This window comes from Caulobacter sp. KR2-114, assembly GCF_049446115.1.
Classification (GTDB): Bacteria; Pseudomonadota; Alphaproteobacteria; order Caulobacterales; family Caulobacteraceae; genus Acaudatibacter.
The window spans coordinates 732855-746070 of the sequence record NZ_JBMSEC010000002.1; the positions used below are offsets into that span (position 1 = coordinate 732855).

General features: G+C 68.7%; 14 protein-coding genes and 3 tRNA genes. 4 read left to right on the forward strand and 13 right to left on the reverse strand.

The window, feature by feature from the left end; genetic code table 11:
* Positions 1–367: 367 nt before the first annotated feature.
* The 9 genes from rplL to ACO2Q3_RS09695 all read right to left on the reverse strand — a co-directional run bounded on the left by rplL (position 368) and on the right by ACO2Q3_RS09695 (position 6128).
* Positions 368–751, reverse strand: coding sequence for a 50S ribosomal protein L7/L12 (gene rplL, locus ACO2Q3_RS09655; RefSeq protein WP_423306354.1), 384 nt, complete (start codon positions 749–751; stop codon positions 368–370).
* Positions 752–802: 51 nt separating this feature from the next.
* Positions 803–1318 (reverse strand): 50S ribosomal protein L10, encoded by a 516-nt coding sequence (rplJ, locus tag ACO2Q3_RS09660; protein WP_423306355.1) that lies wholly within the window; start codon positions 1316–1318, stop codon positions 803–805.
* A gap of 532 nt (positions 1319–1850) precedes the next feature.
* Positions 1851–3326: a CehA/McbA family metallohydrolase gene (locus ACO2Q3_RS09665; protein WP_423306356.1), complete on the reverse strand. Its 1476-nt coding sequence runs from the start codon at positions 3324–3326 to the stop codon at positions 1851–1853.
* The gene (locus tag ACO2Q3_RS09670; RefSeq protein ID WP_423306357.1) at positions 3323–3667 is read right to left on the reverse strand and encodes a hypothetical protein; all 345 of its coding nucleotides are present in this window, start codon (positions 3665–3667) and stop codon (positions 3323–3325) included. The genes ACO2Q3_RS09665 and ACO2Q3_RS09670 overlap by 4 nt, the downstream gene beginning before the upstream one ends.
* A 136-nt stretch (positions 3668–3803) precedes the next feature.
* The gene (rplA, locus tag ACO2Q3_RS09675; RefSeq protein WP_423306358.1) at positions 3804–4493 is read right to left on the reverse strand and encodes a 50S ribosomal protein L1; all 690 of its coding nucleotides are present in this window, start codon (positions 4491–4493) and stop codon (positions 3804–3806) included.
* A 4-nt stretch (positions 4494–4497) separates the two neighbouring features.
* Positions 4498–4929, reverse strand: a complete 432-nt coding sequence (gene rplK, locus ACO2Q3_RS09680) for a 50S ribosomal protein L11 (RefSeq protein WP_423306359.1) — start codon at positions 4927–4929, stop codon at positions 4498–4500.
* 162 nt (positions 4930–5091) lie between these two features.
* Entirely contained in the window at positions 5092–5655 is a 564-nt protein-coding gene (gene nusG / locus ACO2Q3_RS09685) for a transcription termination/antitermination protein NusG (protein WP_423306360.1), read from the reverse strand.
* A 10-nt stretch (positions 5656–5665) separates the two neighbouring features.
* Complete coding sequence (gene secE / locus ACO2Q3_RS09690) at positions 5666–5983, reverse strand: preprotein translocase subunit SecE (RefSeq protein WP_423306361.1); 318 nt, start codon at positions 5981–5983, stop codon at positions 5666–5668.
* A gap of 69 nt (positions 5984–6052) precedes the next feature.
* Positions 6053–6128: transfer RNA gene (locus ACO2Q3_RS09695), tRNA-Trp, on the reverse strand.
* 163 nt (positions 6129–6291) lie between these two features.
* On the opposite strand from ACO2Q3_RS09695, the gene ACO2Q3_RS09700 reads away from it, so the two are divergent.
* Positions 6292–6468 carry a hypothetical protein gene (locus tag ACO2Q3_RS09700; protein WP_423306362.1) on the forward strand — a complete coding sequence of 59 codons (177 nt, stop codon included), beginning with the start codon at positions 6292–6294 and terminating at the stop codon, positions 6466–6468.
* Between the two features lie 241 nt (positions 6469–6709).
* Here the strand turns inward: ACO2Q3_RS09700 and tuf are convergent, their stop codons facing one another.
* The 3 genes from tuf to ACO2Q3_RS09715 all read right to left on the reverse strand — a co-directional run bounded on the left by tuf (position 6710) and on the right by ACO2Q3_RS09715 (position 8184).
* Entirely contained in the window at positions 6710–7900 is a 1191-nt protein-coding gene (tuf, locus tag ACO2Q3_RS09705; RefSeq protein ID WP_423306363.1) for an elongation factor Tu, read from the reverse strand.
* A 49-nt stretch (positions 7901–7949) separates the two neighbouring features.
* A tRNA-Gly gene (locus ACO2Q3_RS09710) sits at positions 7950–8023 on the reverse strand.
* A 77-nt stretch (positions 8024–8100) separates the two neighbouring features.
* A tRNA-Tyr gene (locus ACO2Q3_RS09715) sits at positions 8101–8184 on the reverse strand.
* A gap of 151 nt (positions 8185–8335) precedes the next feature.
* On the opposite strand from ACO2Q3_RS09715, the gene rlmB reads away from it, so the two are divergent.
* Both rlmB and ACO2Q3_RS09725 read left to right on the forward strand, forming a co-directional pair.
* On the forward strand, positions 8336–9208 hold the full coding sequence (rlmB, locus tag ACO2Q3_RS09720) for a 23S rRNA (guanosine(2251)-2'-O)-methyltransferase RlmB (RefSeq protein WP_423306364.1): 873 nt from the start codon (positions 8336–8338) through the stop codon (positions 9206–9208).
* Positions 9209–9270: 62 nt separating this feature from the next.
* Positions 9271–9981 carry a TerC family protein gene (locus ACO2Q3_RS09725; protein ID WP_423306935.1) on the forward strand — a complete coding sequence of 237 codons (711 nt, stop codon included), beginning with the start codon at positions 9271–9273 and terminating at the stop codon, positions 9979–9981.
* Between the two features lie 36 nt (positions 9982–10017).
* Here ACO2Q3_RS09725 and metG read toward each other — a convergent pair whose 3' ends face one another.
* Entirely contained in the window at positions 10018–11721 is a 1704-nt protein-coding gene (gene metG, locus ACO2Q3_RS09730) for a methionine--tRNA ligase (protein ID WP_423306365.1), read from the reverse strand.
* 373 nt (positions 11722–12094) lie between these two features.
* Here metG and ACO2Q3_RS09735 point away from each other — a divergent pair, with 373 nt between their 5' ends.
* Entirely contained in the window at positions 12095–13216 is a 1122-nt protein-coding gene (locus ACO2Q3_RS09735; protein WP_423306366.1) for a polyamine ABC transporter substrate-binding protein, read from the forward strand.

Here is a 13216-nt window from a genome sequence, read left to right on the forward strand (position 1 = left end):
AAAATCCCGGCCGGACGGGGAAACGTCCGACGGGCGCCCCTTCGCGCTGATCAGAGGGCGGCGACCGCGCCTCGGGGCGTATGTGCTGCACGACCCGAATCCGGGCGCGCGCATGCGACTTGAATCTCTGGCTGTAAGAGAAAGGCGTATGTAGTCCGTCGCCGCGGTCTTGGGAAGCCCCCTCCGCGCGAATTTCGCCGTACCCGTCAGCTAAGGCCAAAACCGCCGGGGGCGCAAGGCCGGGGCCCCTCAAGGTTGTGGGCGAATCCCCACCGCGGGCGCCGGGCCGACCGGCGCCGCCGCGCGCAACGAAAAAGGCCCGGGCCTAAAGCCCGGGCCTTCCCGAAAGGTCGTCCGAAGGGACGGCTTACTTCACCTGGACGGTGGCGCCGGCTTCTTCGAGCTTCTTCTTGATCTCTTCCGCTTCCTGCTTGGAGATGTTCTCCTTCACGTTCTGCGGGGCGCCTTCGACCAGGTCCTTGGCTTCCTTCAGGCCGAGGTCCGGACGCACGGCGCGGACTTCCTTGATCACGTTGATCTTCTTGTCGCCGCCGGCGGTCAGCACGACGGTGAATTCGGTCTGCTCTTCGACTTCGGCGGCCGGGGCGGCGGCGCCCGGAGCGGCGACGGCCATGGCCACCGGCGCGGCGGCGGAAACGCCCCACTTTTCTTCCAGCAGCTTGGACAGCTCAGCGGCTTCCAGGACGGTCAGGGCGGAGAGGTCTTCGACCAGCTTTTCGAGCTTCGACATGGTTTTCAGTTCCTAGGGAAAGGTTGGGATGACGTTGGGAGATGACGGGCCTTAGGCGGCGTCCTTGGTGGCGTAGGCGTTGAACACCCGCGCCAGCTGGCCGGCCGGAGCCTGGAGCACGCCGGCGACCTTGGTGGCCGGGGCCTGCAGCAGACCGATGATCGAGGCGCGCAGCTGGTCGAGCGACGGCAGCTTGGCCAGCGCGTCGATGCCAGCGGCATCCAGGACCTGTTCGCCCATCAGGCCGCCAATGACCGTGAACTTGTCATTGTCCTTGGCGTACTGGGTGGCGACCTTGGCGGCGCTCACCGGATCGGGCGCATAGGCGATGGCGACCGGGCCCTTGAACAGCGCGTAGGTGTCGCTGCCCTCGGTCGTCGCCAGGGCCTTCTGGGCCAGACGGTTCTTCACCACCTTCATCGTCGCGCCTTCCTTGCGGAGGCGAAGGCGAAGGTCAGTCATTTCCGCAACAGTGAGACCCATGTAGTGGGTCACGACGACGGCGCCGGCGTCGGCGAAGACGCCCTTGAGCGTCTCGATCGACTCCGCCTTTTGAGCGCGGTCCATTGCGGTCTCCGTTACTCATGACGCGCCCACCGGACCATCCGGCGGACGTAATCAACGGTTCTTCGCGCGAAGGATCGCTCCCGCGCGCGGCGAACCAACAGACCTGTCCCAAGGAATTGCAGGCGACCGTCCATGCCTGCGGCATCGGACCTGTGGCCTTCGCTTCCCCGTCTCCCAGCGGTGAGGAAGGGCTCTTCCTCGCTTATGGTCCGGGTGACCCCCGAACGCCGCAGTTCTCGGACAGGATCGACGGGGCGAGCCCCATCGGAGGCGCGCTCTTACACGCGATGGGGTTTGGAAGCAAGTCCTGGGCAGTTGGGCTGTTCCTGCCTTTGCCCCCCTCCTTCGTCACCCCGGACAAGGCGCGAAGCGCCGCCGATCCGGGGCCGGCCAGGCCGGCTCCTCGCGGCAATTCGTCTTGGCGCCGGCCGGGCTGGCCCCGGCTCTCCGCTGCGCTGCGGCCGGGGTGACGAGAATTGGGGACAGCGCGGGCCCAAAGTCAGCCCCGCGATGCGGCGGCAAGTCGCCTGCCCTACCCGTTCAAATACACAGGATTGCCGATCAACAGCGTCCGCTCGCCATCCTCAGAGCGGACGTCGGCGCGGATCCAGTGGCAGGCGCCGTCAGACGGCAGGGTGAAGGCCAGGGTCGCCACATCGCCGTCGGCCTGCACGCCGGCCAGGGCCGCGCCATGCTCGCCGTCCAGCACGACGTCGATGCGCGCGCCGGCCAGGCCCGTCACCGTCAGCTCGAACGCGACCTCCGCCCCCGCCGGCGCGGCCAGGGCGTCGCCCATCATGGCCGAGGCTTCGCCGCAGCGGGCGGTCAGCTCCAGCCCCCTGCCCCGCACGCCCTCGACGTCGACGAACACGTGGCCGGCGCGGATGGCGTCCAGGATCGCCCGCTCCGACAGGTTCGGCGCGAACACCACCGTGGTCGGGCTGCCCACGGCCGGGGCGGCGGCCGGATCGCCGTCCGGCTTGTGGTTGTCGGAGCCGCCGATGGCGGTGATGCGATGGCCCTCGTTCAGCCGGGCCTCCCAAAACGGAACGCCGGAGAACACCCCGTCGGCCTTGCCGCCCTGCGCCTGCATGGCGCCGCCGTTGCACACCTCGATGGCGTCCACCCGGGCGAAGTCGGTATTGGCCGCCGTCCAGCCGCAGCCCATGCAGTACTCGTTGGACGGCAGGGCCGGATGGTTGATGGCGAACAGGCCGTGCTGGCGGGCGACGGCGTCCTGCAGCTGGGTGACCGCCGGCAGGTGGCGGCTCTCCAGGCGGAATTCCACGAAGCCGATCGCGCCCAGCACGCCGGCGTGGCCGCGGAAGGTGGTGATCTCGACGCCCGGCATCAGCAGCAGCCGGTCGAAGTGCGGCTGCAGCTCGCGCAGGGCGTGGTGGTGCGAGACGGCGTTGTGGTCGGTGACGGCGATGAAGTCGCAGCCGCGCGCGGCGGCCGCCTCCACGGTGCGGTAGACCGGCCCCGGCGCCCGGCGCTCGCCGCCCTGGGTGGCGACGGTGCCGTCGGAATGGCAGGTGTGCATGTGCAGGTCGCCGCGGTACCAGCGGGCGCCGACCTCCAAGGGCTCGTCGGCGAAGGCCGAGACGGCGGTCGCCTCGCCGCGGCCGAAGCGGATCGTCGCCGTATACGCCGCCACCACGCCCGGCCGGATGTTCGGCACCCCCAGCAGCAGCGTCCAGCGGCCGGGAACGATCGGCCCCGGCAGGTACGACGGGGTGGCGTCCAGTTCGCCGACGGTGAAGCGCATCTTGTCGCCGCCGCTCCAGCCACGGAAGCGGTCGGGGTCCATCAGGCCCAGGTCGATGGTGGTCTTCTGCTCGCGGGTGGTGAAGTCGAAGTCGACCGTCAGCCGCTGCACCCCCGCCGGCACGTCGAAGGCCAGCTCGCGATAGGTCTCGTGGTCGGCGCGGGTGAGAACGCCGGTCAGCACGACCACGGTCTGCGCCTGCGCGGCGGCGGGGACGACGGGCGTCTCGGTCAGGCTCAAGACTGGCCCTCCAACGGCGCGCCCGGCTCGATATCGACCGCCGCGCCGCCGTTTCGCCGGCCCGCCCGGCGCAGGGCCTTGGCCTCGCGCTGACGGCGGCGCTCCTCGCGGTAGTCGTGGAACTGGGCCAGCTGGTTGACCAGCAGCGCCGCCTGGAAGGCGATGAACAGCGACAGCTTCACGACGCTGTCGTGCCGGCCGAGGTCCTTCATCAGATCCTGGAAGGCCGCGACGATGCCCAGCACCAGGCCGACGCCCAGCGCCGCCAGATACGGCCGCCCGATATGTTCGCGCAGCCAGGCGTCCAGCGCCGAGGAAAGCTTCAGTATCGTCGCGATCATGGCCAGGTCCCTGAGACGACGGAGCCTAGGCGAGGATCGCGCCCGGCCCAAGTCCCGGCGCGCGGGCGCCGGCGCAAGAAAAAGGCCCCCGGAGATCGCTCCCCGAGGGCCCGTTCCTTCAGCGCTCAGCGCCGCCTCAGGCGGTGATGCTGGCGGTATCGACCTTGAAGCCCGGGCCCATCGTCGAGGACAGGCTGATGCGCTTCACATAGGTGCCCTTGGCGCCGGAGGGCTTGGCCTTGTTGAGGGCGTCGACCAGGGCGCGGGCGTTGGCCAGCAGGGCGTCGTCGGTGAAGCTTGCCTTGCCGATGCCGGCGTGGACGATGCCTTCCTTCTCGACGCGGAACTCGATGGCGCCGCCCTTGGCGTCCTTCACCGCCTGACCCACGTTCGGGGTCACGGTGCCGACGCGCGGGTTCGGCATCAGGCCGCGCGGGCCGAGGATCTTACCGAGACGGCCGACCAGGGCCATCATGTCCGGCGTGGCGATCACCCGGTCGAAGTCCATGAAGCCGCCCTGGATGCGCTCCACCAGGTCTTCGGCGCCGACCACTTCGGCGCCCGCCGCGGTGGCTTCCGCCGCCTTGGCGTCCTTGGCGATGACGGCCACGCGCACGTCGCGGCCGGTGCCGGACGGCAGGCTGACCACGCCGCGGACCTGCTGGTCGGCGTGACGGGGATCGACGCCCAGGTTGACGGCGATCTCGATGCTTTCGTCGAACTTGGCCTTGGCGTTGGCCTTGACCAGCTTGACGGCTTCGGTGAGGGCGTGGGTGGCGTCGCGATCGCCGGTCCAGGCCTGGATCCGCTTGGGTTGCTTGGGCATGCGCTTAGGCCTCCACGACCTTGAGGCCCATGGCGCGGGCCGAGCCTTCGATGATCCGGGCCGCGGCCTCGATATCGTTGGCGTTGAGATCCTTCATCTTCTTCTCGGCGATGTCGCGCAGCTGCTGGCGCGTGATCTGGCCGACGCTCTCACGGCCGGTCTTGTTGGCGCCGGACTTCAGGCCGGTCGCTTCCTTGAGGAAGAAGGTGGCGGGCGGGGTCTTGGTGACGAAGGTGAAGCTCTTGTCCTGATAGACGGTGATCACCGTCGGCAGGGGCGTGCCCTTCTGCATGTTCTCGGTGCGGGCGTTGAACTCCTTGCAGAACCCCATGATGTTGACGCCGCGCTGGCCCAGCGCCGGCCCGATGGGCGGCGAAGGCGTGGCGGAGCCGGCGGGGACCTGCAGCTTGATGTAGCCCAGGATCTTCTTGGCCATATGGTCCTCTCATAGACCCGGCCGGGACCGGGTCTTTCGGTTGAAGAGCCGTGGTAATTGGGCTTGGCGACCCTCCCACGGATTTGTCACGCCCGGACCGACGGCCCGCGCGCGAAGGGGCGGCGTGTAGCAGAGCCCACGCCGAAGAGCAAATAGGGTCGGCTAGGCGGTCTTCTCGACCTGGCCGTATTCCAGCTCCACCGGCGTGGCGCGGCCGAAGATGGAGACGGTGACGCGCAGACGGGCGCGCTCCTCGTCGACCTGTTCCACGCTGCCGTTGAAGCTGGCGAACGGACCGTCGATGACCTTGACGGTCTCGCCGATCTCGAAGGTGATGGTCGGCTTCGGCCGCTCCACGCCCTCCTCGATGGCGCCGATGATGCGCGCCACTTCCCGCTCGGAAACCGGCATCGGCTTGGAGCCGGAGCCCAGGAAGCCGGTGACCTTGGGGGTGTTCTTCACCAGGTGATAGGCCTCGTCCGAGAGGTCCATCTTCACCAGCACGTAGCCGGGGAAGAACTTGCGCTCGGCGTTGACCTTGCGGCCGCGGCGGATCTCGACGACGTCCTCGGTGGGCACCAGGATCTCGGAGAAGGCGTCGTCCAGCCCCTGGGCGTGAGCCTGCTCGCGGATGCTCTCGGCCACCTTCTTCTCGAAGTTCGAGTAGGCGTGGACGATGTACCACTTGTGGCGCGGATTGGAGGCCTGGACGGCGGTATCGGTCATGGGTGGGTCTCTATTGGCCGCCGGCGGCGAATTTCAGGATCTGGCTGACGGCGAGCGACAGCGCGGAGTCGACGGTGAAGAAGAAGATCGCGGTGACCACCACCATGATCCCCACCATCACCGAGGTGATCCAGGTTTCCTTCCAGGTGGTCCAGGTGATCTTCCTCGCCTCGGCCCGCGTCTCGCGCAGGAATTGGACGGGATTGAAAGGCTTCCTGGGCGTCTGGTCGACCTCGCCGCCCTGTCCCGCAGGCGGGCGGCCGCCGGCGCCGCGCAGGGCGGAGCGGGGGCGCAGGTTGGTCTGGACGACGCCTTGATCCTTGGCCATGGGGCCTTTCAACTCGCTTCTTCGTGGGTCGGCGGCGGCGGGGCCGCGCCTCGGGTACGCTTCATATAGTGGCAGGAGTGGAGGGACTCGAACCCCCGGCCCTCGGTTTTGGAGACCGATGCTCTACCAGCTGAGCTACACTCCTTCAGGCACTTTCCCCGGCAATGAACAACGCGCCGGAGAGCGGCCAGCCCACCGGCGCGTTCGGCTCATCGCCGTAGGGCGCGTGGTTTAGCAAGGGGCGCCTGCAAGAGCAAGCGGGGAGCCACTAGGCGCGTCACCGCGTTCCTTCGACGAAGGAGCCCGCCATGACCGACGCCACCGGGACCGAACGCAGCCGCGAATCCGAGAGCGAGAACCAGCGCCCCGACCGCGCCGGCCACCCTCCCCGCCCCGCGACCGAACCGAAAGGGGCGGAGTGGTCGACCCAGACGCCGAAGACCGAGACGGATCCCGGCACCGGCGAGCCGACGAAGGGGAAGTGAGGGGGGCATTTCTCCCTTACCCCTCTCCTCCTCTGTCATCCCGGAATGGGCGCAGCCCATATCCGGGACCGCCGGAAGCGCCGATGGGTGACGGCGGTAGCGGGCGCCGGCGCCTGCCGCGGTCCCGGATATCCGCTTCGCGGATTCCGGGATGACAGTGAGGGGGGTGGCGGAATCGAAACGGCCGCCGGAGTGTCCTCCGGCGGCCGCCCGATAGTCGTCTTGTCGTTTGGGCCTTGGCCTATTCGACGATCTTGGTCACCACGCCCGAGCCGACCGTGCGGCCGCCTTCGCGGATCGCGAAGCGCAGGCCCTGGTCCATGGCGATCGGCGTGATCAGTTCCACGTCCAGCTCGGTGTTGTCGCCCGGCATCACCATCTCCACGCCTTCGCGCAGCTTGATGATCCCCGTCACGTCCGTCGTGCGGAAGTAGAACTGCGGGCGGTAGTTGGAGAAGAACGGCGTGTGGCGGCCGCCCTCGTCCTTGGTCAGGATGTAGGCCTCAGCCACGAACTTGGTGTGCGGCGTGATCGAGCCCGGCTTGCACAGCACCTGGCCGCGCTCGACGTCCTCACGCTTGGTGCCGCGCAGCAGCACGCCCACGTTGTCGCCCGCCTGACCCTGGTCCAGCAGCTTGCGGAACATCTCGACGCCCGTGCAGGTCGTCTTCTGCACCGGACGGATGCCGACGATCTCGACTTCCTCGCCGACCTTCACGACGCCCTTCTCGATCCGGCCCGTCACCACCGTGCCGCGGCCAGAGATCGAGAACACGTCTTCCACCGGCATCAGGAACGGCAGGTCAACCGGACGCTCCGGCTGCGGGATGTAGGCGTCGACCTGGGTCATCAGTTCCAGGATCGAGTTCTCGCCGATGATCGGATCACCGCCGTCGATCGCCACCTTGGCCGAACCCTTGACGATCGGAATGTCGTCGCCCGGGAACTCGTAGGACGACAGAAGTTCGCGAACCTCCATCTCCACCAGCTCCAGCAGCTCGGCGTCGTCCACCAGGTCCACCTTGTTCATGTAGACCACCAGCGCCGGCACGCCCACCTGGCGGGCCAGCAGGATGTGCTCGCGCGTCTGCGGCATCGGGCCGTCGGCCGCCGACACCACCAGGATCGCGCCGTCCATCTGCGCCGCGCCCGTGATCATGTTCTTCACGTAGTCGGCGTGGCCAGGGCAGTCCACGTGCGCGTAGTGACGGTTCGCCGTCTCGTACTCCACGTGCGCCGTGTTGATCGTGATCCCCCGCGCCTTCTCTTCCGGCGCAGCGTCGATGTCCTCGTACTTCTTCGCCGTCGCACCGCCCGTCTTCGCCAGGATCATGGTGATCGCCGCCGTCAGCGTCGTCTTCCCATGGTCAACGTGACCAATCGTGCCAATGTTGCAGTGAGGCTTCGTGCGTTCGAACTTTTCCTTGGCCATCGTCTTACCTTCGCGCGGTCCCTTGTGTGATGAGATGTACTACTGGATCTGGAGCGGGTAGCGGGAATCGAACCCGCATCCTCAGCTTGGAAGGCTGCTGCACTACCATTGTGCTATACCCGCGCGCCAAGCGGGGCGCTGAATGCTCTCCTAGCTCGTCGAGGACGTCTTGGCCGGGGGCGAGGCCTTCGAGAACCGCGTGGTGGGGGAAGTAGGACTCGAACCTACGAAGCTTACGCAGCGGATTTACAGTCCGCCCCCTTTGCCGCTCGGGACATTCCCCCAACGCGGTTTCTCGAATGGGCCCGATCCCGGCGCCGCCGTCAGCCCGGGAGACCCCGGACCGCCGTGCGAAACACCTTCCGGTCACGGCTCCAAATGCTTAGAGCGGAACGGCAGGGCTCGCATGGGCCCCAAATCGGAGCGCGTCTTATAGTGGCCTCGCATCGGCAACGCAACGACCGGAAAAGCACGGCGCGAAATAGCCACGCGTCGCCAGCAAAAAGCCAAGCCGTACAAAGGCCTGCGGCCGGCGCCGCAGCCGCCGCCAAGCCCCCTTCCCGCCCCCGCCCACCCGCCAGGGGCCACGACGAGGCCGACTGGATCTGGGGCGTGCACCCCGTGTTCGCCGCGCTGGAGAACCCCGCGCGCACCCAGATTCGCCGGGTGGTCGCCACGCCTGACCGCGCCCGGACGCTCGCCGAGCGGTTCAGCGCGCTGAAGACCCTGGAGGTCGCCGACACCCAGGCCATCGCCCGGCTGCTGCCCCAGGGCGCCGCGCACCAGGGCCTGGCCCTGCGCGCCGAGCCGCCCGAACCTCGGTCGATCGAGGACCTGGGCACGCCGGCGCAAGGCTTCCTGCTGATGCTCGACCAGGTCACCGACCCGCAGAACGTCGGCGCCATCTTCCGCTCGGCCGCGGCCTTCGGCGCGCGCGGGGTGATCGTGCAGGACCGCCACGCCCCGGCCCTGGCCGGCGCCCTGGCCAAGGCCGCCGCGGGCGCGGTCGACAAGATCCCGCACGCCCGCGCCGTGAACCTGTCGCGCGCCCTGGAGCAGCTGGAGGAGATGGGCTGGCGCGCGGTGGGCCTGGCCGGCGAGGCCGAGGACGACCTGGAGACGGTGCTGGACGGGCGCCCGACGGTGATCGTCATGGGCTCGGAGGGCGAGGGCCTGCGCCGGCTGGTGCGCGAGCACTGCGACGCCCTGGCGCGCATCCCGATGCCCGGCGGCTTCGAGAGCCTGAACGTCTCGGCGGCGGCGGCGGTGGCCCTCTACGCCGCCGCGCGCGCCACCCGCCGCGGGTAGAGTCAGGAATAATTCACCCCCGCGCGCTTGCGCGCGCGACGCGGGCGGGCCATTTCTTGCGCATGGTCGAAATGCTGCCCGGCCCCCTTGGGGATCACGCCTGGATCGGGCCCGCGACCGTCCTCGTACAGGTGCTGATGATCGACCTGGTCCTGGCCGGCGACAACGCCGTGGCCGTGGGCCTGGCCGCCGGCGGCCTGTCCGCCGACCAGCGCAAGAAGGTGATCCTGGTCGGCCTCGCCGCCGCGGTGGTGATGCGCATCGGCTTCGCCATCGTCACCGCCCAGCTGATGGCGGTGATCGGCCTCTTGCTGGCGGGCGGGGTGCTGCTGCTGTGGGTGTGTTGGAAGATGTGGCGCGACCTCCGCAGCCAGTCCGCGCACGAGGACGCCGCCGAACTGAAGCCGGCCAAGACCTTCCGCGCCGCCTTCGTGCAGATTCTGATCGCCGACCTGTCCATGTCGCTGGACAACGTGCTGGCCGTCGCCGGGGCGGCGCACAACCATCCCCTGCTGCTGGCCATCGGCCTGCTGGTGTCCGTCGCCCTCATGGGGCTGGCGGCCAACGCCATCGCCCAGCTGCTGAACCGCCACCGCTGGATCGGCTACGTGGGGCTGGGCATCGTGCTCTACGTCGCCGTGCACATGATCTGGCAGGGCTATCGCACGGTGATCATCGATACCCACCAGGTGGCGCAGTACAACGCCTGGGCGCCCGACTGGGCCGACATCCATCCGCAGGAAATCAGCAGGCGGACCGGCCAGCACATCTGAGCCCGGCCCGCCTGCCCTTCCCTAGCCCTCCGAACGTCAGCTCTGCCCCTGGAACTGCTCGGTCCACTCGGCGACCTGGGCGTCCTCGATCTTCTGGAACAGGATCTCCGGCACGCTGAACGGCCGGCCGGCCTCCAGGCGCGACAGCTCCACGGCGATGTTCTCCGACGGCCAGGTGGGCGGGAAGGGTTCGCCCACCGCCATGGCGATCTTCTCGGCCGCGTACGGGATGATCGGCGCAGACACCCGCGCATAGAGCGCCGCCAGGTTGATCGCCGTGCGCACGACCACCGCCGCCCGCTCGGGATCGGTCTTGATCGCCGTCCACGGGGCCGCCTCCTGCAGGTACTCATTGCCCACCACCCAGAGCGCCCGCAGAGCCTGGGCGGTCTTGCGGATCTCGATGGCTTCGAACTGGGCGGTGAGGTCGGCCAGCTTCTCGGCCACCTGGGCGTAGAGCTTCTCCTCCAGCGGCCCGGGTTCGCCGCCGGCGGGGATCTTGCCGTCGAACCGGGTCTCGGCGAACTTCAGGATGCGGTTGACGAAGTTGCCCAGCACGTCGGCCAGGTCGCGCACCGCCCCCTGGAACAGCTCCCAGGTGAAGGCGCTGTCGGAGTGCTCCGGGCTGTTCGACGTCAGGTACCAGCGCCAGTAGTCGGACGGCAGCAGGGCCAGGGCCTGGTCCATGAACACGCCGCGCCGCTTGGAGGTCGAGAACGGGCCGCCGTACCAGTTCAGCCAGTTGAAGGCCTTCAGGTTGTCGACGCTCTTCCACGGTTCGCCCGAGCCGATGATCGTCGCCGGGAAGCTGACGGTGTGGAAGGCGACGTTGTCCTTGCCCATGAACTGGACGTAGCGCACGTCCTTCGCCCCGGCGTCCTCGCGCCACCAGCGCTGCCAGTCCTGGCCGGTGGCGTCGGCCCATTCCTGGGTCGAGCCGATGTATTCGATCGGGGCGTCGAACCAGACGTAGAACACCTTGTCCTCGAAGCCCGGCCGCGGCTGGCCGCCCCGAGTGACCGGCACGCCCCACGACAGGTCGCGGGTGATGCCGCGGTCGATCAGCCCCTCGTCGAGGTGCTTGTAGGCGATCGAGCGGGCCAGGCTGGAGAACTCCGGCTTGGCGTCCACCCACTGGCGGATCGGCCCCTGCAGCGCCGACTGCTTCAGATACAGGTGCTGGCTCTCGCGCACCTCCAGGTTCCGCGAGCCGGAGATCACCGAATAGGGCTCCTTCAGCTCGATCGGGTCGAGCAGCGAGCCGCAGTTGTCGCACTGGTCGCCGCGCGCGTCCGGATAGCCGCACACCGGGCAGATGCCCTGGATATAGCGGTCCGGCAGGAAGCGCTTGTCGTCGATGGAGTAGACCAGCTTGTCGGTGCGCTCCTCGATGAAGCCCCTGTCCTCCAGGGCCTCGGCGAAGTGCTGGGTCAGGCGCGCGTTCTGCGGCGAGGACGAGCGGCCGAACCAGTCCCACGACAGGCCGAAGCCGCGCCCCAGGTCGTGCTGGATGCGGTGCTGCTCCTCGCAATAGGTCATCACGTCCTGGCCGGCGGCGGCGGCGGCCAGCTCCGCCGGGGTGCCATGCTCGTCGGTGGCGCAGATGTAGAGCACCTCGTGCCCCCGGGCCCGCTGGAAGCGGGCGTAGAGGTCGGCCGGCAGCATCGAGCCGGCGAGATTGCCCAGGTGCTTGACGCCGTTGATGTACGGCAGGGCGGAGGTGATGAGGATACGGGCCATGGCGGTCCTTTAGCGTCAGCCGCGCCGCCCCTCCAGCGGGTATGGCGCGATGTTGGATGATGCCGGCGCGCAATCGCGCGACCGGCGGGTCGACAAAGCCTGGGATCAGGATGAGGGATGAAGCGCAGCGCGGGCCGTCAGGTCGGCTCGCCAGCGGCCCTCACCCGGCGCGCATTCGCCGGCCGCGGGCGACCAGGATCGTCCGGCTGGAGCCCGTGTCGGGATGATCGGCGGCAGTCGTCACGTCTTGATCAGTCCCATGCCCTGGATGGCGCAGAGGTCTGGAAATATAGAACCGGCGCCGCAAATGCCAAGCGGCGCTTAACGTGGCCGCCGTGGCGCCTGTAAGGTCCCGCGCGATCGGGAGGTGGTGATGCGGGCGAGAGGTTCGGTCCTGGGCAGGCTGCGCGGCGTGACGGCCGCGCTGGTCGGCGCCCTGACGCTGGCCGCGTGCGGCGGGGGTGGTGGGGGCGGCGGCGCGCTGCACATCTACAACTGGTCCGACTACATCGATCCCAAGATCCTGGCGGACTTCACCCGGGAGACCGGGACCAAGGTGGTCTACGACACCTTCGATTCCGTCGACATGCTGGAGACCAAGGTGCTGACCGGCAACTCCGGCTACGACATCGTCGTGCCGTCGAACCAGTACGTGCCGCGCTTCGCCGAGGCCAAGGCGATCCAGCCGCTGGACCAGGCCAAGCTGCCGAATGCGAAGAACCTTTGGCCGGCGGTGATGCGCTACATGGCCCCGTTCGATCCGGGGGCGAAGTACGCCGTGCCGTACATGTGGGGCACCGTCGGCATCGGCTACAACCCGGACAAGGTGGCCAGGGCGCTGCCCGGGGTGAAGGTCGACAGCTGGCGCGTGCTGTTCGACCCGGCCAATCTGGCGAAGCTTAAGGACTGCGGCGTCTATTTCCTGGCCGATCCTCAGGACATGTATGGCTCGGCGCTGCGCTTCATGGGCAAGGATCCCAACAGCAAGGACCCGGCCGACTATGCCGCCGCCACGGACCTGCTGCTGAAGCTGCGCCCGTACGTGCGCAAGTTCACCAACTCCGAGAACATCGAGGCCCTGGCCAACGGGGATATCTGCATCGCCATCGGCTATTCCGGCGACATGCTGCAGGCGGCCTCCCGCGCCCGGGAGGCGAACCACGGCGTCACCCTGGCCTACGCCATCCCCAAGGAGGGCTCGCAGGTGTGGTTCGACAGCTTCACCATCCCCGCCGATGCGCCCAACCCGTCCGCCGCGCACGCCTTCATCAACTACATGCTGCGGCCGGACGTGATCGCCCGCGCCTCGAACGCCACCCACTACGCCAACGCCAATGCGGCCGCGACGCCGCTGCTGGACAAGGCGGTGCGTGACGACCCGAACGTCTACCTGTCGCCGGACACCTTCGCCCGGCTGTACGTGGTGGCTCCCAAGGATCAGGCGCTGCTGCGCGAGGTGAACCGCGACTGGACGCGGGTCACCACCGGCCAGTAG